At 72.7% G+C, this 19,030-nt stretch carries 16 protein-coding genes; 10 read left to right on the top strand and 6 right to left on the bottom strand.

What is annotated here, in order from left to right:
- Window positions 1-55 precede the first annotated feature (55 nt).
- The 9 genes from BLW47_RS09625 to BLW47_RS09585 all read left to right on the top strand — a co-directional run bounded on the left by BLW47_RS09625 (window position 56) and on the right by BLW47_RS09585 (window position 9,583).
- Entirely contained in the window at window positions 56-601 is a 546-nt protein-coding gene (locus BLW47_RS09625; protein ID WP_245736597.1) for an acyltransferase, read from the top strand.
- Window positions 594-2,225, top strand: coding sequence for a GumC domain-containing protein (locus tag BLW47_RS09620; RefSeq protein WP_091554739.1), 1,632 nt, complete (start codon window positions 594-596; stop codon window positions 2,223-2,225). Before BLW47_RS09625 ends, BLW47_RS09620 begins: the two co-directional genes overlap by 8 nt.
- Window positions 2,218-3,561: an O-antigen ligase family protein gene (locus tag BLW47_RS09615; protein WP_245736563.1), complete on the top strand. Its 1,344-nt coding sequence runs from the start codon at window positions 2,218-2,220 to the stop codon at window positions 3,559-3,561. Before BLW47_RS09620 ends, BLW47_RS09615 begins: the two co-directional genes overlap by 8 nt.
- A complete protein-coding gene (locus BLW47_RS09610) occupies window positions 3,558-5,129 on the top strand; it encodes a lipopolysaccharide biosynthesis protein (RefSeq protein WP_425435375.1) in 1,572 nt (523 codons plus the stop codon). The genes BLW47_RS09615 and BLW47_RS09610 overlap by 4 nt, the downstream gene beginning before the upstream one ends.
- Window positions 5,130-5,167: 38 nt before the next feature.
- On the top strand, window positions 5,168-6,070 hold the full coding sequence (locus tag BLW47_RS09605; RefSeq protein WP_091555694.1) for a sulfotransferase domain-containing protein: 903 nt from the start codon (window positions 5,168-5,170) through the stop codon (window positions 6,068-6,070).
- The gene (locus tag BLW47_RS09600; RefSeq protein ID WP_091554736.1) at window positions 6,067-7,338 is read left to right on the top strand and encodes a hypothetical protein; all 1,272 of its coding nucleotides are present in this window, start codon (window positions 6,067-6,069) and stop codon (window positions 7,336-7,338) included. The genes BLW47_RS09605 and BLW47_RS09600 overlap by 4 nt, the downstream gene beginning before the upstream one ends.
- A gap of 204 nt (window positions 7,339-7,542) precedes the next feature.
- Entirely contained in the window at window positions 7,543-8,007 is a 465-nt protein-coding gene (locus tag BLW47_RS09595; protein WP_091555692.1) for a glycosyltransferase family 28 protein, read from the top strand.
- A complete protein-coding gene (locus BLW47_RS09590; protein WP_245736562.1) occupies window positions 8,004-8,654 on the top strand; it encodes a glycosyltransferase in 651 nt (216 codons plus the stop codon). Before BLW47_RS09595 ends, BLW47_RS09590 begins: the two co-directional genes overlap by 4 nt.
- A gap of 8 nt (window positions 8,655-8,662) precedes the next feature.
- Entirely contained in the window at window positions 8,663-9,583 is a 921-nt protein-coding gene (locus BLW47_RS09585; protein WP_091554732.1) for a glycosyltransferase family 2 protein, read from the top strand.
- A 17-nt stretch (window positions 9,584-9,600) separates the two neighbouring features.
- Here the strand turns inward: BLW47_RS09585 and BLW47_RS09580 are convergent, their stop codons facing one another.
- The 6 genes from BLW47_RS09580 to mce form a co-directional block, all read right to left on the bottom strand.
- Complete coding sequence (locus tag BLW47_RS09580; protein ID WP_091554730.1) at window positions 9,601-10,494, bottom strand: glycoside hydrolase family 26 protein; 894 nt, start codon at window positions 10,492-10,494, stop codon at window positions 9,601-9,603.
- Between the two features lie 237 nt (window positions 10,495-10,731).
- Complete coding sequence (locus tag BLW47_RS09575) at window positions 10,732-11,940, bottom strand: AI-2E family transporter (protein ID WP_245736561.1); 1,209 nt, start codon at window positions 11,938-11,940, stop codon at window positions 10,732-10,734.
- Between the two features lie 173 nt (window positions 11,941-12,113).
- Window positions 12,114-13,904: a coiled-coil domain-containing protein gene (locus tag BLW47_RS09570; protein WP_091554729.1), complete on the bottom strand. Its 1,791-nt coding sequence runs from the start codon at window positions 13,902-13,904 to the stop codon at window positions 12,114-12,116.
- A 229-nt stretch (window positions 13,905-14,133) separates the two neighbouring features.
- The gene (locus BLW47_RS09565; RefSeq protein WP_245736560.1) at window positions 14,134-15,396 is read right to left on the bottom strand and encodes a DivIVA domain-containing protein; all 1,263 of its coding nucleotides are present in this window, start codon (window positions 15,394-15,396) and stop codon (window positions 14,134-14,136) included.
- Between the two features lie 206 nt (window positions 15,397-15,602).
- Window positions 15,603-16,958: a crotonyl-CoA carboxylase/reductase gene (gene ccrA / locus BLW47_RS09560; RefSeq protein WP_091555687.1), complete on the bottom strand. Its 1,356-nt coding sequence runs from the start codon at window positions 16,956-16,958 to the stop codon at window positions 15,603-15,605.
- Between the two features lie 295 nt (window positions 16,959-17,253).
- Window positions 17,254-17,748, bottom strand: a complete 495-nt coding sequence (mce, locus tag BLW47_RS09555; RefSeq protein WP_091554724.1) for a methylmalonyl-CoA epimerase — start codon at window positions 17,746-17,748, stop codon at window positions 17,254-17,256.
- A 75-nt stretch (window positions 17,749-17,823) separates the two neighbouring features.
- Between mce and BLW47_RS09550 the strand changes: the two genes are divergently transcribed.
- Entirely contained in the window at window positions 17,824-19,008 is a 1,185-nt protein-coding gene (locus BLW47_RS09550) for an acetyl-CoA C-acetyltransferase (protein ID WP_091554721.1), read from the top strand.
- Window positions 19,009-19,030: the final 22 nt, after the last annotated feature.

Below are 19,030 nucleotides of genomic sequence, written 5' to 3'. Positions count from 1 at the left end.
GCGGAAGCTTCGTCGTCGGCCCAGGGCGTCCTCGGGGGGAGGAAAAGCCGACGTGCTGCCACACGCGTCCGTGAAAGACCGGCTGCTGCGGGGCGTCTTCGCGGTCAAGCGCGCCTACTACCGGGTGCGCTATCCGCGGCTGCGGCTCGGACGGGACGTGCAGATCCGGGGTCGTATCCGGCTCCGCCGCGGCGTCCGGGTCACGATCGGTGACCGCACCCGACTCAACAAACTGGTGCGCTTCGCCGGGCCCGGCACCGTCCACGTCGGCGCGGACTGCCTGCTCAACGCCACCTGGATCGGCACCTGGACGGCGGTCACCATCGGCGACCGGTGCCTGCTGTCGGACTGCGAGCTGGTGGACAACGACTTCCACAACCTCGACCCGCTGCGCCGGCACGAGCCGCCCGTGCCGGCGACGCGCGCGCCGATCGTCGTCGAGGACAACGTGTGGATCGGCGCGCACGCGCTGGTGATGAAAGGCGTCCGGATCGGACACGACAGCGTGGTCGGCGCGGCCACGGTCGTCCGGACGGACGTGCCCGAGCGGGTGGTCGTGATCGGCAACCCTCAGCAGATAGTAAAGAAGTTCAATGACTGACCGTGCTGCTCCGCCCTGGCCCGTCGAGCGTCGCCGTACGGTCGAACCACAACGCGCCGTCACCCTCACCGACCTGATCCGCATCCCGATCAGCCGGTGGCGCGCCGTGGCGGCGACCGCGCTCGTCGGGCTCGCCGTGGCGCTCGGCTACGTGCTGCTGGCGCCCACGACGGTCACCGCCGCCGCGGTCGTCGCCGTACGCCCGGTCGTCACCGACGCCTTCACCCCGACCGGCGCGAGCGCCGACCGCTCGGTCAACATGAACGTCGAGAGCGGGATCGCGACCAGCACCGAGGTCATCCAGATCATCGCCAGGGATCGCGGGGCCGCCCCGGTCGACGTCCGGGACGCACTGCAGATCGAGGTGCCGACCGGCGGGCAGATCCTGCGCTTCTCCTACACCGCGCCCTCGGTCGACGTGGCCGTCGCGACCGTCAACCTCGCCGCCGACACCTACCTCAAGGTCCGCAAGTCGATGTACGAGAAGCAGCGGACGTCGATGCTGCAGTCGTACGACGCCAGCATCGCGAAGGTGGTGCAGCAGCAGCAGTCGCTGCAGCGCCGGATCGCCGCCGCCAACGGCACCGGCTCGGAGGCGGCCGCCCTGGCCGAGCTGGGTGCGGTCAACACGCAGCTCGCCCAGCTCAACTCGGCACGCACCGAGATCGCCTCGATCGACGTCACGCCGGGTTGGGTCACGCAGTTCGCCGAGCCACTGACCACGTCGACCGACGACCGCGCGCTGTACGTCCTCGCCGGAGCGCTGGGCGGGTTGCTGCTCGGCATCGTGTTCGCGTACGTGCGGGAGTCGACCGAGCGGGTGGTGCGCACGGCCGCGGACGCGCACGACGCCGCCGGGCTGCCGCTGCTCGGCGCGGTGCGCAGCCGCGGCTTCCGGACCCGGAGCAAGGCCGTGGACGCGGACGTGCGCTACGTGGCGATGGCGATCGCGGAGCGCTTCACGCACGCCGTACGGACCCCGGTCGTGGTGATCGCGTCGCGTGCCCGGGAAGACACCACGCTGATGACCGCGAGCCTGGCCGTGGCGCTGGCCGCGGACGGCAAGGATGTGTACGTCGGCGACGACAGCGGGCGCGTCGCGCAGCTGCGCGCGGTGCTCATGGCCGACCAGCGGCCCACCCCGGCGGCGCCGGCCCCGCCCCGCCAGCTCGGCGCGAGCGGGTCGGCGGGGGAGCGACCCGGTCCGGCCGGGCCGGACGCGGGCTCGCCGGACGGGGACGCGGATGCCACGGTCAGGCTTCCCCGGATCACGCCCGCCGTCGCCGAGCAGTTCCTGGCGACGTCCACGGCGGACGGCGTGGTGACCACGACGATGGCCGAGGTTCCGGTGCGGACGGTGTCGCCGGAGGTCCTCAAGGTGGGGACCGGACGGGTGCGGGTGGGGCCCTATCAGGGCGCGCCGGAGACGGAGATCGTGCTGTTCAACGCGCCCCCGGCGGAGTTGGACGAGCGCGGGGTCGGTGAGGCGCGCCGGGGCACGGCGATCGTGGTGGTGGAGCGCAACCGGACGCGGGTGACGGACCTGCGCCGGCTGGTGGAGCGGCTGCGCGCGGCCGGCGCCGAGCCGCTCGGATACGTCTTCACCCGCAGCGGCCGTGGCTGACCCGTCGGCGGTCGGCCCGCCCCGACCGCCGGTGCTGCCGCTCTGGCCGTTGTTCCTGATGTTCGGGCTCACCCCGCTGTGGTGGGCGGCCGGCGTCTTCTACCTCGGCTGGCCGCTGCTGGGGGTGCTGCTCTTCGCGCTGATGGCGACGCGGGGGCGGGTGCCGCTGCCACCGGCCAGCGCGTTCTGGCTGGTGTTCCTGGGGCTCGTGGTGCTCAGCGCGATCCGGTTGCCGTCGCCGGCCGCGATGCTGACCTTCGGACTGCGGCTCGCGTTCTACGTCACCGCGCTCATCGTCTGCGCGTACGTCTACTCCGCGGCCCGGGAACGCGCCGACGCCACCCCGGTGCTGGCGCCCCTCTGCGGCTTCTGGCTGGGCCTCGTGCTGCTGGGCTGGCTCGGTGTGCTGGCGCCCCGGTTGTCGATGGCCACCCCGATGGAGCTGCTGCTGCCCGGCGGGGTCGCCGGCAACCCGTTCATCCGGGACATGGTCCACCTGCATACCGCGGAGTACAACCCGCGGTCGCTGAACCCCATCTACCGGCCGGCCGCGCCGTTCGCGTACACCAACAACTACGGCAGCGCGTACGCCCTGACGCTGCCGTGCGTGGTCGCCTTCGTGATGCTGCGCGGCCGGGGCCTGTTCCGGGCGTTACTGCTGATCTCGTTGCCGCTCTCGCTGCCGCCGGCCTTCCTCACGCTCAACCGCGGGATGTTCCTCAGCCTCGGGGTGGGCCTGGCGTTCCTCGGGGTGCGGGCGACGCTGCGGGGCAATCTCCGGGTCGCCGCCTCGATGCTCGGGGTGACCGTGCTCGGCGGGCTCGTCATGCTGTTCATCCCGATCACCGACATGATCGACCAACGGGTGAGCGCCAGCGACACCAACACCGATCGGATGTCGCTCTACCTGGAGGTGCTGCGCCGGGTCGGCGAGTCGCCGCTGCTCGGCTTCGGCGCGCCCGTCACCGTCGACACGGTCACCGCGCAGGCCCCGATCGGCACGCAGGGACAGCTGTGGATGGTGCTGTTCAGCCACGGGATCCCGGCGCTGGTCTGCTTCCTCGGATGGTTCGTCGCGGCGTTCGTGATCTGTTCCAAGGCGTCCTCGCCGGCGGGGCAGTGGCTGTCGGTCGTGCCGCTCATCGGCCTGGTGCAGACCCCGTTCTACGGCCTGGTCAACCAGAACCTGACCGCCGCGTTCTTCGCCGCCGGGTTCGCGCTGGCGTTGACCGGGCGCGAGCGCGCGCTGACGCGCTGGCGTCTGGCGCGACCCTGGCGGACGGGCCCGACCGTCGTGGCGCGGGCGCGGGTCGTCGCGGCCGGGGGGAAGTCGTGACGGCCGGCGTCGACCGGGCGGCGCGCGACCCGGACCGCGACAGCGCGACGCCGGCCGAGATGGGCCGCAGCGCGCGCAGCGGCTCGATCGGGCTGCTGGGCGCCGCCGCGAGCGGCCTGTTCGGGTTCGTGCTGGCCGTGGTGATCACGCGGTCGTACGGCACGACCGGAGCGGGGGGCTTCTTCGCGGCGATCGGCGTGGTGACGGTGGCGACCGCGATCTGCACGCTCGGCGCCGAGACGGGCCTGTTGTGGGCGCTGCCGCGCCGTGGGCGCGGCAGCGGCGGCGACGCCCCCCGGGTGTTGCCGGTCGCGCTGGCCCCGCCGATCGTCGCCGCGGTGGCCGTCGCGATCGGCGGCGTGCTGGCCGCGGACGCGCTGGCGCCCCGGCTGCTCGACGCCTCCGGCCCGGCCGGCCCGGCCCTGCTGCGGGCCGCCTTCGCCGCGCTGCCCGTCGTCGTGGCCATGACGCTGATGCTGGCCGCGCTGCGCGGTCTGCGCCCGATCGGGCCGTACGTCGCCGTGCAGTTCCTGCTGCTGCCGATCGGTCGCCCGGCGCTGGTCGGCGCCGCCGCGCTGGCCGGCGGCGGGGTGGTGCTCGGCATGATCGGCTGGCTGGTGCCGGCGGCGGTCGCGCTCGTGGTGACCGCGGCGCTCGTCGCCGGTCCGCTGGGCCTTCGCCGCGGCGCGCGACTGCGTCCCGTCCGCTCCGACTGGCCGGCCTTCTGGCGCTTCGCGCTCCCGCGCGCCGCCTCTGCGGCGATCGACGCCGGCAGCATGTGGGTGGGGGTGCTGCTGACGGCGGCCCTGTCCAGCCAGGCCGAGGCGGGGATCTTCGGGGCGGTGGGCCGGTACGTGCTCGCCGGTCAGTTGGCGCTCCAGGGGCTGCGGGTGGCGGTGGCGCCGCAGCTGTCGCGGCTGCTCGGCCGGGGGCAGGGCGCGGCGGCGGCCGCCGTGCACCGCCAGATGACGACCTGGTCGCTGGTGCTGTCGGCGCCGGTCTACCTGCTGCTCGCCGTCTTCGGGCCGGGCTTTTTGGAGCTGTTCGGTCCGGGCTTCACCGGTGGCGCCACGGCGATGACGGTGCTCGCCGTCGCGATGCTCGTCAACATCACCGTCGGTAACGTTCAGTCCCTGCTGCTGATGGGTGGTCGCAGCGGTCTGCACCTGGCCGGCACGCTCGCCAATCTGGCGGTGAACGTGGCGCTCGGGGTCGCGCTGATTCCGCGGCACGGCGCCGTCGGCGCGGCGCTGGCCTGGGGCGCCGGCATCGTCGTGGAGAACCTCGTCGCGGCGGCGGCGGCGCGCCGGGTGGTCGGCCACCCGCTGTTCAACGCCGCGATGGCCCGCGCCGGGCTGGCTGTCGTCGCCGCCGTCGGGGCCGTGAGCGTACTGGCGGTAACCGTTGTGGGACGGGGCGTCGAGGGTCTGACCGTCGCGCTGGCCCTGCTCGCGCTGGGCTGCGTCAGCTATCTGACGATCCCGGGCCCGCGTCGGCGGTTGTGGGCGATCATGAAACAGATTCGGGGTGGCGGAGCCGTTCCCCGCGCCTCCGTCGACATCGCATGAAGGGGTCGACAACTCAGGAAGGGCAGGTGGCGTACGTCGTGTCATCTCTTCGCGACCGGGTGAAGGCGGCGGTCCCGGCCCGGGTCACGGCGCGGGTGAAGGAGTCGCTCGTCTATTACGGCCAGCGCACCAGTGACCGCCGCCCGCTGCCGGACTTCCTCATCATCGGCACGAAGCGCGGCGGGACCACGTCGCTGTGGAACTACCTGATCCAGCATCCGCTCGTACCCCGGCTCTTCCCGGCATGGAACACGAAGTCGCCGCACTACTTCGAGGAGAACTGGGCGCGCGGCGAGGCGTGGTACCGGTCGCACTTCCCGACCGTGCGCCAGCGGGCGGCGCTGGAGAGCCGCCACGGTGGACCGGTGCGGGTGGGGGAGGCGTCGCCGCTCTACATGTTCCATCCGCACGTGCCCCAGCGGGTCCACGACCTGATGCCGACGGTCCGGCTGATCGTGCTGCTGCGCGACCCGGTCGAGCGGGCGTACTCGCACTGGAAGGAGCGGCGCACGGAGGGCAGGGAGCCGCTGGACTTCGCCGAGGCGCTGGCGCGGGAGCAGGAGCGGACCATCGGCGAGTGGGACCGGATGATGGCCGACCCGGACTACTTCAGCGAGCCGTACGACTGGTACACGTACCGGGCCCGCGGCCGTTACCTGGAGCACCTCGAGCCGTGGCTGCGGCTGTTCGACCGGTCGCAGCTGCTGGTGCTGCCGAGCGAGGAGCTCTACCGCGACGCGCGGGCCACGTACCTGCGGGTGCTGGATTTCCTCGGGCTCCCGCCGCACGACCTGCCGGACTTCAAGGTCTACAACGACCGCCGGTCCGCGCCGCTCGACCCCGGACTGCGCGCCGAGCTGACCGACTACTACCGGCCGTACAGCGAGGCGCTCCAGCGCCGGCTGGGCATGAGCTTCGATTGGGCCGGGCTGTCCGCGTGACGCGCGCCGCGGAACCCCGCGTCGGCGACCCGCGGGGGCGTCGCGACGGGTTGGGCTGGGTGACGCGGGCGGTCTTCCCGGATCCGCGGGTGCGGCTGACCGTCGGCTCGGGGGCCGCCGCCGAAGCGGGCCGGCGCGTCGTGGCCCGGTACGCGATCGTCCCGTCGGTCGACCGGGCGCGGTTCCTGCTGCCGTTGGGGACCCGGCGGGTGACCGCCGCGTCGGTGCTCGCCTACAACGCGCTGCGCCCTCCCACGGTGCGCGCCGCGCGCGCGGCGCTCGGGGCGGCGGCGTGGCTGGGCGCGCTCCAGTTGGCCCGGATGCCGGTCCTCACCGTGTCCATCCCGGGCGCGGCGGAGGCGGCGGAGCTCGTGCTCGCCGCGCACGTGTCCGCCGCGCTCGGGCAGGGCCCGCTGGTCGGCGCGTTCGGGGTGCGGCCGCCGGATCCCAACCACAAGCCGACGCTGCAGCTGTTCGACGTGACCGGGCGACCGCGCGGCTACGCGAAGATCGGCTGGAACGACGCGACCCGTGGCCTGGTCCGGGCGGAGGCCGCCGCGCTGGGGCGGCTGCCCCGACCGCCCGCCGCGTCGGGCTATCCGCTCGTGCCGCGGGTGTCGTGGCACGGGGATTGGGCGGGGCAGGCGGTCACGGTGATCGAGCCGTTGCCGCCCGACGTACGCGGGGTGGACGCCGACGCGCCGCCCCGGCTGGCCGAGCTGCTCGCCGTCGCCCGCCGGGGCGGGCCGCCGCGGCCGACCCGGCAGCTCGCGGGTTCGCCGTTCCTCGCGGGCCTGGCCGACCGGGCGTCGGGGTCGGCCGCCGCGGTCGAGGCCGGCGCGCGTGCGGTGGACGCGGTGCGGCGGCTCGGTGAGCGGCACGGAGCGACGCTGGTGGAGTTCGGTGACTGGCACGGGGACTGGGTGCCGTGGAACCTGGGCGCCCGCGCCGGGCGGTTGGTGGCCTGGGACTGGGAGCACAGCGGGTCGGACGCGCCGGTCGGGTTCGACCTGGCGCACCAGGGTTTCCAGTGCGCGCTCGTGCTGCGGGCCCGGCCGTTGTCCGAGGCCGTGCGGGCGGCGGACGACCTGGTCGCCCGGCACGGCGCCCGGCTCGGGCTCGATGAACGGCAGCGGCGGTTGGTGGTGGACGCGTATCTGGTCGAGATGTGGCTGCGCACCTGGCGGCTCGCCGACGGCGGGGCGGGGTGGAACCCGACGCTGCATCCGGGCCTGCTCGACGAGATCGAGCGTCGGCTCTGCGAATAACGAGAGTGTCGTCCCATTGGGCGCGAGGCACGAAATTTCTCACAGTAATGGCGATATCACGCCCGGTAGATTATCTCCGGTAGCGGCGTGTCGGACATTTGACGGTACGCCGGCAGACGTTGGCAGGCATTCACGTTTGGTCAACCATGTGTATGGGGCGTACCTGGTCGGGTCTGGGGGGGATCGGTGGGCGATATCGTGGGCATGGCGGAGGATGACGCTCTCATCCTGCTCGTCGGCTCGAGCGGAGGGCACCTCGCGCAGTTGCTGGCCTTGGAGCCGTGGTACCGCAGGCGGCGGCGGCACTGGGTCACCTTCGACACCCCCGATGCGGCATCGCTGCTGGCCGCCGAGGAGGTGACCTGGGCGCATCACCCGACGACCCGTAACATTCGTAACCTTCTTCGTAACACTTTTGTCGCATTGCGTCTATTCCGCACGAGAAACATCGCCGCGGTTATCACAACGGGTGCAGGTGTGGCTCTACCCTTTGTGATCGCCGCGCGATTGCGCCGGGTGCCTTCGGTCTATATCGAGGTGTACGACCGAATTGACACTCCTACGTTGACTGCACGTTTATGTCGCCCCTTCATCTCGGCGATGCTCGTCCAGTGGGAGGAGCAACGGCGCAGCTATCCGGAGGCCACCGTGGTGGGGCCGCTGCTGTGAGCGTCGACGTACCCGCGCCCCGCACCACCGCCCGCGCCCGGATCCCGCGTCAGCGCACCGGCGGATTCCAGCCCGCCCACACCGTGCTCGTCGCCGTCGGCACCGACAAGCACCGCTTCGACCGGCTGATCGACTGGCTCGACGACTGGTACGCCGGCACCCTGACCCGGCCCACCATGGTCATCCAGTACGGGCACAGCCGGCAGCCGGCGATCCCCGGCTCCGTGCCCTTCCTCAGCCACGCCGAGCTGCAGAACGGCATGGCGGCCGCCACGCTCGTCGTGTGCCACGGCGGGCCGGCCACCATCCTCGAGGCGCGCCGCCACGGCCACCTGCCGATCGTGGTGCCCCGGGATCCGTCCCATCTGGAGCACGTCGACAACCATCAGCAGCTCTTCGCCCGCCGACTCGGTGCCGCCGGGATGATCGAGTTGTGCGAGTCGCGGGCCGCCCTCGCCGCGGCGCTCAACGCCGGCCTGGCGCGGCCCCGCGCGTTCACCGTGACCGCCAACGCCGACGTGCAGACGGCGCGGCTGGCGGCCGTGGCGCGCGTCGGCCGGATCGTCGAGGAGCTCGTCGCCACCGCCAGACCGCGCCGGGCCGCGTTCCGGCGGCAGCGCCGACCCGCCCTGCCGGGCGCAGAGTGAGAAGGACCATGACCGACTACCCCTCCGTCACCGCCGTGGTGCCCACCCGGGACCGGCCGGAGCTGCTCCGTGCCGCGCTGGCCGCGATCCTGACCCAGGACTACCCGGGCACGATCGAGGCGGTGGTGGTCCACGACCAGTCCGAGCCGGACATGTCGCTGGCGACGACCGCGGACCCGCGGCGACAGGTCAGGGTGATCGTCAACTCCCGCACGCCGGGGCTGGCCGGGGCGCGTAACTCCGGCATCCTCGACGCCCGCGGGGAGCTGGTCGCGTTCTGCGACGACGACGACGAGTGGCTGCCGGGCAAGCTGCGGGCCCAGGTCGACGCGCTGCTGGCCGTGCCCGGCGCGGAGTTCGCCAGCTGCGGCATCCGGGTCAGCTACGACGGCCGTACCACTGACCGCAGCCTCCCGTTCGAATCCGTTCCGCTCGCCGCGCTGCTGCGCGACCGGATGACCGAGCTGCACCCGTCGACGTTCCTGATCCGGCGCGCCGCGCTGCACCAGGGTTTCGGCCTGGTCGACGAGGAGATCCCCGGCAGCTACGCCGAGGACTACGAATTCCTGCTGCGGGCCGCCCGCAGCGCCCCACTGGTCAACCTGCGCACCCCCTACGTGCTGGTGCGCTGGCACAAACGCTCCTACTTCGCGCAGCGCTGGGACACCATCGCGAGTGCTCTGCAGTGGCTGCTGCAGCGCTATCCCGAGTTCGCCACGCAACCGCTCGGCGAGGCGCGGGTGGCCGGGCAGATCGCGTTCGCGCAGGCCGCCGCCGGCAACCGCCGGCACGCGGTGCGGTGGGCGCGGCGGACGCTGGCGCGCAATCCACGGGAACCGCGTGCCTACCTCGCGCTCGCGGTCGCCACCCGGGCCGTCCCCGCCGACGCCGTGCTGCGGTCGCTGCACAAGCGCGGCCGCGGAATCTGAGCGGCTCCGGCGGCGGCTCAGCCGCGCTGCCGGAAGTACGGGTCGGCGGCCAGGCCGGCGAAGCCGCGCCAGTTGCTCTCCGAGTTGGTCACCCGGGTGTCACAGCCGCCGGGGTTCGAGTTGAACGACACGATGGCCTTGATCCGGGGCGCCTTCTTGACCACGTCGCCGAGCCCGGCGTACCAGTCGTGCCGGTCGGTGCCGTTGCTGCCGAACTCCGACAGCATCACCGGCTTCCCGCTGCCGATGCCGCTGGCGGTCAACCACGTCAGAAACGGCATCACGCTCTGCTCCGGCGTCTCGTGGCCGCCTCCCTTGCAGCTGTTGAAGTCGTACGGGTCGTAGCTGATCCAGTCGACGTACCGGTCGCCCGGGTAGAGCGCGTGGTACCAGCCGGTGTGGCCCAGGTATCCCATGATCCACCAGACCCAGACCACGTTCCGGGCGCCCGCCCGCGCGAACACCTCACGGACATGCCGGTACGCCGCCGCGAAGTCGGCGGCCGTGCCCGCCACCCGCGTTCCCTTTTCGAGCTCCTGTTCTGGCTCCTGGTTGAACGAGAAGAACACCGGGGCCCCGAAGTCGCGCATGCGCGCGCCGAGGCGGGCGAGGTACTCGTCGTGTTCCCCGTCGGCGATCGACCGCCACGACACGTAGGTGTTGGTGGAGAAGTTCCGGGCGCGCAGGTCGATCAGGAGGATGCGGTTTCCGTCGCGCCATTGCCGGTCCCACGCGTCCGGGAACTCCTGCCCCCACCCGTAGTAGCGGCTCACCAGGTCAATCCGGCGGCCCAGGCGTTCCTCCAGGCTCGCCAGGTTGGCGCCGAGATCCACCGACATCGTGCCGTCGGCCCGGGTGCGCGGCCAGATGCCCAGCCAGGCTCCGCACGCCGGCTCCAGCTTCTCCGACACGTGTCGGCATCCGGGCGGCCGGTCGTCCTTCTCCTGCGCGCAGCCCCCGGTGGAAGCCAGTAGCGCGGTACAGGCGAGCGTGGCGGCCAGGAAACGGCGCCACGGTGATGTCCGCGGCGACCTCGACTCCACGCCTCACCCCTCCCGGTCGATCAGGTTGGACCCGACCAGGTTGGAAGGGTATTGACCGTGCGTCGCGACCGGAGGTGTCTGTCCGGAACGTGACAGGCGGACGCCTCAGCCCTGCTGCTGGCGGGGCAGGACCACCTCGCGCAGGATCAGCTGGATCGCGGCGACCGCCGGGATCGCGATCAGCGCGCCGATGACGCCGAGCAGCGCCACGCCGAGCAGCGCCGCGGCGATCGCCGCCACGTCGCTGACCTGGACCGACCGCCGCATCACCTTCGGATAGATCAGGTAGTTCTCCACCTGTTGGTAGACGACGAAGAACACCAGGCAGGCGATGCCGACCGGCAGCGAGGTCGCGAAGCCGACCAGGCTGACCAGGATCGCCCCCAGCGTCGCGCCGATCTGGGGGATCAGGTCGCAGACCGCCACCACGATGGCGAGGGCGAACGGATACCGCAGGTCGACGACGGTGGCGAAGACGAAGGTCGCGATCCCGGCGAGCAGCGCGACGGCGAGCGCGCCGACCATGTACGCACCGACCTTGGCGAGGATCTCGTCGCCGAGCAGCCGGACGCGCTCGCGCCGCGACGCCGGCACCAGCGCGTACCCGAGCGCCTTGATGCGTTCGAAGGCGGCCAGGAAATAGATCGTCAGCACCACCACGGTCAGCACGTTGAAGACCGTGCCGAACAACAACCGCGCCCCGCCGAACACGCCGCCGGCCGCCTGGCCGACCACGTCCGGGCTGGCCGCGCTCTCCACCCGGTCCATCAGGTGGTAGCGCTCGATCAGGTCGTTGACCGTCTCATTGCGACGGAGATCGTCTACGTAGGTCGGTAGGTGCTCGATGAACTGCGCGGACTGCGTCACCAGCGGTGGCACCAGCGCGAAGAGGCCGCCGCCGAGCAGCAGCAGGGCGGTCAGGGCGACCGCGGCCACGGCGACACCGCGGGGCAGCCCCCACTTCCGCAGCCGGGCGACCGCGGGGTCCAGCCCGATGGCGAGGAAGAGCGCGACGAGGATCAGGATCAGCATCGACGCCGCGTTGCGCACGGCGAGGAACAGCGCGTACGCCAGCAGCACGCCGAGCGCGCCGGTGAAGCCGATGAGGAACGGGCCCCGCCGTAGCGGCGGGCCGGGCCGGCCGAACCGGTGCGGGTCGGGCGGGTCCCCGGTCGCGTCATCCCCGGTCGCGCTGTCCGCGGTGGCGCTGTCCGCGGTGGCGCTGTCCGCGGTGGCGCTGTCCGCGGTGGCGCTGTCGTCCGTCGCCCCCGGCCGCTCTACGTGCTCCGCCGGTCCCGGCCGTTCGTCCGCCACCGCCAGCCTCCCCGCCTCTCGCCCGCGGTGCCGGCGGCCCGGCCGATGGTCGGCACTGCTTGGGCGTTTCGCGCGGGCACCCCTGGTCGGCAGGGTAACGGCCCGGGTCGGCGGGAGCCACCCGGGCGTGGCGGAAGCCGGCGCCCCGGCCCGTACGCGGCGGCGCGACCGGGTCAGTCCGCGTCCGCGCCGACCCGCTCCGGCGTGGCGGCCCGGTCCGCCTGGTCGCCGTTCGTCGACTTCGACGGGCCCGGTCCGCCGTTCGGGACCGCGGCCTCCTCCGACTTGCCGGCGCCGGCACCCACCGGCTCGGCGGTCTTCTCCACGGTCGCCGGCTGGTCGCCCGGCCCGGGCTTCCGGTCGTCGCCCGGCGCTGGCTTCCGGTCGTCCCGGCCCGCGCTCCGCTGCGCGTCGGCGAGCTGCCGCTCGGCGACCTCCGCGCCCCGACGCGCGTCGGCCAACCGGGCGCGCTCGTCGGCGAGCTGCTGCTGCAGCTCCGCGAGCCGCTGCTCGGCCTGGTCGGACTCCTGCCGCGTCGTCACCATCTGATGGCGCACGTCGGCGAGGGCCTGCTGCGCCTCGGCCACCTCCTGCAGCACCTCCATCAGCTGCTGCCGGGCCTCGATGACCTCGCGCTGCGCGGAGGCGAGGTGCTGCTGCGTCGCCGCGAGCTGGCGCTGCGCGGTCGCGGCGTGCTCCTCCGAGTGCCGGCGCACGCCCGCGGCGTGTTCCTCGGCCGCCTTGCGCACCGCGGTCGCCTGCTCCTCGGCCTGGCGCCGCACGTTGACCGCCTGCTCCTCGGCGCGCTGCCGCACGTGCGTGGCGTACTGCTCCGCCTCGGCGCGCTGCGCCGTGCACTCCTGCTGCATGGCGGCGCGCCACTGCGCGCACTCCTGCTCGGCCGCGGCCCGCAGGCCCGCCAGCTCGTGCTCGCAGGCCGTCCGGCGCTGGTTGAGTTCGCGGGTCACCGCGACCAGCTCCTGCTCCGCGGCCGTCCTGCGCTCGTTGATCTCCTCTTCGGTCGTGGCGCGCAGCTGCGTGAGCTCCTGCTCGGTCGCAGCGCGCCACTGGGCGATCTCCTGCTCGGTGGCGGCGCGCCACTGGCCGATCTCCTGCTGCGCGGTCTCGCGTGCGACCGTCACCTCCTGCTCGGTGGCGGCCAGCCGCTGCGCGATCTCCTGCTCGACGCGCTCGCGCCACTGCCCGAGCTCGTGCTGGGTCTGCGCTCGGGTCTGCTCGACCCAGCCCTCGGTCTCGCTGCGCGCCTGCTGCACCCACGCCTCGGTCTCGGACCGGGTGCGGTTGACGTACTGGGTCGTCTGCTCCACGACCTGCGCGGCCTCGCGCTGCGCCTGCTCCCGCGTCGCCTCGCCCTCGGCGACGAGGCGCTCGGCCTCTTCCCGGGCCGACGCGATCGCGTTCTGGCCGTCCACCCGGAGCCGCTCGGCCTCTTCCCAGGCCGCGGCGATGCCCGCCTCGGCGTCGGCGCGCCGCGCGGCGTCGACCTTCTCCTCGTCGGTCCGCCGCGCCGCCAGCGCCAGCTCGAAGTCGCGGATCGCCGCCGCCGACTGCTCGCGGGCGTCCGTCAGCAACCGCTCGGCTTCCTCGCGCCGCGCCCGGATGTCCTGTTCCGCCTCGGAGGTGATCGTGGCGGCCTGCTCCTCGGCGAGGGCCAGGATGTGCTCGACGCGCGGCCCGAGGTGCCGGAACGAGACCTGGTCGATGAAGCTGGTGTGCTTGCGCAGCTCGGTCAGCTCGAGCTGGAGCTGCTCGACCTGGGCGGCCAGGCCGTGCATCTCCACGAACGCCTGCTCGCGCTCGGCGGCGAGCGTCGCCAGCTCGCTCTCGGTCTGGGCGACGTACCGGTTGACCTGCCGTCGGTCGTAGCCTCGCAGCGCCGACTCGAAGCTCGGCTCCGAAGTCACGTCCCCGTCAAGAGTGAACAGTTCCTCGCCGTGCGCCATGGCTCCATCCTCACACGCCTCGTCGGGTCCCGCGGCGATAGTCATGCTCGTGACGGCGACCGCCCGACCCGGCTCGACGCGGGCCGTCAGGGTTCGTCGCGCCGTGTACGACAAGGGCCGCACCGGGAGGTTTCCCGGTGCGGCCCTGCTGCCGCTTCAGTCCTTACGTGGCGTCCCGCGGCGCGGCCGGAATTGGCCACGGGGACGCACATGGTGTCGTTTCGGCCGCTCAGCTCGCGGCGGCGGCGTTCGCCGGACGCTCGCCCGGGCCGTCCTTCTTCTCCGGCTTCGGCGCCTCGGCCTTGTTTCCCTGCTGTGGCACGCCCGGCACGATGCCGGCCAGGCCGGAGAGCATCTGCCCGAGCTGCGAGGTGACGGCGTCCTTCTGCCGCGTGAGGTCCTCGACCTCCCGGCGGGCGGTCTGCGTGGTCAGCTCCGCCTCGGTGCGCGCCTCGTTGAGCACCCGCTGCGCCTCGGAGCGCGCCTCGTTGAGCGTCTTCTCCGCGAGCGCCTTCGCCTTCTCGACGGTCTCGGTGGCGTTGCGCTCGGACTCGACGCGGCGCGCCTCGGCGCGCTGCTCGATCTCCTTGGCGCGGTCCTCGGCCGCCCGCGCGCGCTCCTCGGCCTCGGCGACCAGCTTCTGGGTCTGCGCGACCTGCGCGGCGTGCCGCTGCGACTCCTCGCGCTCGGCCTTCTCCCGCCGCTCGGCCAGCTGCAGCTCCAGCGCCTGCAGGTCCTTGTCGCGCTTGTCGCGGGCGTCGGTGAGCAGCTTCGTCGCCTCGGCGCGCTTCTCCTCGGCCTCGCGGGCCGCCTTCGCCCGCTGCTGCGTGATCTCCCGCTCGGCGGTGGCCCGCAGCGTCGCGACCTCGCGCTCGACGGTCGACTTCAGCTCCGCGACCTCGTGCGCGGTGACCGTGCGCAGCTGCTTGGTCTCGCGGTCGGCGTCGGCCCGCAGCATGTCCGCCTCCCGGCGGGCCTGCACGCGCACCTCGGCGGCCTCGCGCTCCGCGGTGGTGCGCAGCGCGCCCGCCTCGCGCTCGGCGGTCGCCTTCATCGCGGCGGCCTCGGCGCGGGCCTTGTCCGTGATCTCGCGGGCCTCCAGGCGCGCCGCGGACAGGATGCCCTCGGACTCCCGCTTCGCCTCGGCGCGGTGGTCGTTGGCCTGCTCTTCGGCGAGCCGCAGGATCTGCTCGACCCGCGTGCCCAGTCCGGACAGCGTCGGGCGGCTGTTCTCTTCCAGCTGCTTGTTGGTGTCGGTGAGCTTCTGCTCCACCGAGCTGAGACGCTGTTCGGCCTGGCGAAGCCGGCGCTGCGCGTCGTTCATCCGCTGCTCGGCCTCGGCGCGCGCCTGCTCGGACTGGGTGAGAGCCGCGATCAGCCGCTGCAGGTGGTCATCCACCTGGCTGCGGTCGTAGCCACGGAGCACGACCGTGAAATCGTGCGGTGCGGTGGCGTTGTCGAAGAACGCAAGGGAGGACTGCTGCTGGGGCATTGGGACATAGTGGCAGACGTACCAGGGGGGGTCGCAAGAGCGTACGGCCGATGTCGCTCTCCTGCATCAAGGTCATCTCGCCCCGGGCGTGGTGACCCTACAACGACCCCGCGGCGGCGCGCAGTCGGACCCGGATTTCCGCCCCCGTACAGCGGTGTGCCCGGGCCCACCACGGCGTGGGCCCGGGCACGGCTTACCGCGGTGGATCAGTGTCCGCGGAACCGGTTGATCGCCGCCTCGTGGCGGGCGCGCAGCTCGGGGTCGCGCACGCCGAGCCCGTCGGCCGGCGCCAGGCAGCGCACCCCGACCTTGCCCTGGTGCGCGTTGCGGTGCACCTCGTACGCGGCCTGGCCGGTCTGCTCCAGGGGGTAGGTGCGCGAGACCGTCGGGTGGATCTTCCCGAGCGCAATGAGCCGGTTCGCCTCCCACGCCTCCCGGTAGTTCGCGAAGTGGCTGCCGATGATCCGCTTCAGGTGCATCCAGAGGTAGCGGTTGTCGTACTGGTGCAGGTAGCCGCTGGTCGAGGCGCAGGTGACGATCGTGCCGCCCTTCTTGGCGACGAAGACGCTCGCGCCGAACGTCTCCCGACCCGGGTGCTCGAAGACGATGTCCGGGTCCTCCCCGCCGGTGAGCTCGCGGATCCGCTCGCCGAAGCGCCGCCACTCGTCCACGTCCTGGGTGTGCTCGTCCTTCCAGAACCGGAAGCCCTCGGCCGCCCGGTCGATCACGAGTTCCGCGCCCATCTTCCGGCACAGCTCGGCCTTGTCGGGGCTGGAGACCACGCAGACCGGGATGGCGCCGCCGTTCAACGCCATCTGGGTGGCGTAGCTGCCCAGGCCGCCCGACGCGCCCCAGATCAGCACGACGTCGCCCTGCTTCATGTTCGCGCCGTGGTGGGAGACGAGCTGGCGGTACGCGGTGGAGTTGACCAGTCCGGGGCTCGCGGCCTCCTCCCAGCTCAGGTGCCGCGGCTTCGGCATCAGCTGGTTGGCCTTGACCACCGAGAGCTCGGCGAGCCCGCCGAAGTTGGTCTCGAATCCCCAGATCCGCTGCTGCGGGTCGAGCATGGTGTCGTCGTGCCCGGCCGCGTCCTCCAGCTCGACCGACAGGCAGTGCGCCACCACCTCGTCGCCGGGCCGCCACCGCGTGACCCCCGGGCCGACCCGCAGCACCACGCCGGCGGCGTCCGACCCGACGACGTGGTACGGCAGATCGTGGCGCCGGGTCAGCTCGGAGAGCCGGCCGTACCGCTGCAGGAACTTGAAGGTGGGCAGCGGCTCGAAGATGCTGGTCCAGACCGTGTTGTAGTTGATCGCGCTGGCCATCACCGCGATCAGCGCCTCGCCGGGGCCGAGCTGCGGGGTCGGCACCTCCTGCAGGTGCAGCGACTTGCGCGGATCGCGGTCACGCGGGGCGATCCCGTCGAACATGCCGACCTCGTCGGCCCGGACGACCATGCCCTGGTAGCTCTCCGGCACCGGCAGTCCGGCGATCGCGGCGAGTTCCCGGTCGGGGTCCGCCGACCCTTCCGCACTCATGATCGCTTCGAGGATGTCCTGCACGGTGACCTCCACTTCGTCCGCGCCGCGGCCGGGCGCCGCTGCGGCGTATGGCTCTGGGAACGGCTCGTGGCGTCGCCGGCGAGGGGACGAACGACGCATCGGGGCCGGTAACGACGGTGTTGAGGCGACGTTACTGAACGGTAGCTAGGGTCGGGAAGCCGGTTGTGAAAAACTGCATCGGCCCGTGCGCGAAGCTGCTCATTGACGCGTTTCCGCGCTCCGCTTCCCGCGTCGCGGCCCCGCCCCCCCGGATCCCGGGTGACGCGGAGGTCGGTGCGCCACCCGGGATCCGACGTCAGTGCGCGGCCCGGGACGCCGGCTCGACCAGCTCGACGAGCACGCCGCCGGCGTCCTTCGGGTGCACGAAGTTGATCCGCGAGCCGGCCGTGCCCCGGCGCGGCGTCTCGTAGAGCAGCCGCATCCCGCGTTCGCGCAGCGCCGCGCACGCCGCGTCGACATCCGTCACCGTGTACGCGACCTGCTGTACGCCCGGCCCGTTGCGGTCGAGGAATTTCGCGATCGTGGAGGCGGGGGAGAGCGGGGCGAGCAGTTGCACGCAGCCGCCCTCGGTGGACGGTCCGACCGCCATCATCGCCTCGCGTACGCCCTGCTCCTCGTTCGTCTCGACATGCACGCAGCGCATGCCGAAGACCCGGCCGTAGAACTCGATCGCGGCGTCGAGGTCGGCCACGGCGACGCCCACGTGATCGATGCGAAGGATTCCGATGCTGTCTGCCGGCACCGCTGTGAGATAGTCCGCAGCGGACTCGGCGGGGGAGTTGTCAGCCATGGCGTTAGTCTGACCGAACCATCGTTAAGTGGCGCCGGCCCCCCGGCCCGTCCCATTGTGCGGAGGCGGTATCCCATGAGCTCGGTGATCGTCAGCGGCGCGCGTACCCCGATGGGTCGGCTGCTCGGCACCCTGAAGGACCTCCCGGCGACCACGCTCGGCGCGATCGCGATCAAGGCCGCGCTGGAGCGCGCCGGGGTCGCCCCCGAGCAGGTCCAGTACACGATCATGGGCCAGGTGCTGCAGGCCGGCGCCGGCCAGATTCCGGCCCGGCAGGCGGCCGTCGAGGCCGGCATCCCGATGAACGTCCCCGCGCTCACCATCAACAAGGTGTGCCTCTCCGGCCTCGACGCGATCGCCCTGGCCGACCAGCTCATCCGGGCCGGCGAGTTCGACATCGTGGTCGCCGGCGGTATGGAGTCGATGACCAACGCCCCGCACCTGCTGCTCGGCCAGCGCGCCGGCTACAAATACGGCGACGTGGTGATCAAGGACCACATGGCGCTCGACGGCCTGACCGACGCGTGGGACTGCTGCTCGATGGGGGAGTCCACCGAACGCCACGGCGCCAAGCACGGGATCAGCCGCGCGGAGCAGGACGCGTTCGCCGCCGCCAGCCACCAGCGCGCCGCCGCCGCCCAGAAGAACGGCGCGTTCGCCGAGGAAATCGCCCCGGTCAGCATCGCGCAGCGCAAGGGCGACCCGATCGTGGTGAGCGAGGACGAGGGAATCCGCCCGGACACCACCGCCGAGTCGCTCGGCAAGCTGCGTCCGGCCTTCGCCTCCGACGGCACCATCACCGCCGGCAGCTCCTCGCCGATCTCCGACGGCGCCTGCGCGGTCGTGGTGATGAGCCGGGCGAAGGCCGAGGAGCTGGGGCTGACCTGGCTCGCCGAGATCGGCGCGCACGGCAACGTGGCCGGCCCGGACAACTCGCTGCATTCCCAGCCCTCCAACGCGATCAACCACGCGCTGAAGAAGGAAGGGCTGACCGTGGCTGACCTCGACCTGATCGAGATCAACGAGGCGTTCGCGGCGGTCGGCATCCAGTCCACTCGCGACCTCGGCGTCAGCGGTGAGATCGTCAACGTCAACGGCGGCGCGATCGCGCTGGGCCACCCGATCGGCATGTCCGGGGCGCGTCTGGTGCTCACGCTCGCGCTGGAGCTCAAGCGCCGCGGCGGCGGCACCGGCGCGGCCGCGCTCTGCGGTGGCGGCGGTCAGGGCGACGCGCTGATCATCCGGGTGCCCGGGGCGTGACGCGGACGGCGGTTGCGATGAT

It is taken from the genome of Micromonospora pattaloongensis, from assembly GCF_900107255.1.
Taxonomy (GTDB): Bacteria; Actinomycetota; Actinomycetes; order Mycobacteriales; family Micromonosporaceae; genus Micromonospora_I; species Micromonospora_I pattaloongensis.
Note: the sequence above shows the minus strand (reverse complement) of the source record. Positions and strands in the feature narration are given on the sequence as shown.

Coding starts and splice junctions, on each gene's coding strand:
- BLW47_RS09550 (WP_091554721.1), top strand. CDS start 17,824: ATGAGCTCGGTGATCGTCAGCGGCGCGCGTACCCCGATGGGTCGGCTG.
- BLW47_RS09595 (WP_091555692.1), top strand. CDS start 7,543: ATGGCGGAGGATGACGCTCTCATCCTGCTCGTCGGCTCGAGCGGAGGG.
- BLW47_RS09620 (WP_091554739.1), top strand. CDS start 594: ATGACTGACCGTGCTGCTCCGCCCTGGCCCGTCGAGCGTCGCCGTACG.
- BLW47_RS09565 (WP_245736560.1), bottom strand. CDS start 15,396: ATGCCCCAGCAGCAGTCCTCCCTTGCGTTCTTCGACAACGCCACCGCA.
- BLW47_RS09570 (WP_091554729.1), bottom strand. CDS start 13,904: ATGGCGCACGGCGAGGAACTGTTCACTCTTGACGGGGACGTGACTTCG.
- BLW47_RS09585 (WP_091554732.1), top strand. CDS start 8,663: ATGACCGACTACCCCTCCGTCACCGCCGTGGTGCCCACCCGGGACCGG.
- mce (WP_091554724.1), bottom strand. CDS start 17,748: ATGGCTGACAACTCCCCCGCCGAGTCCGCTGCGGACTATCTCACAGCG.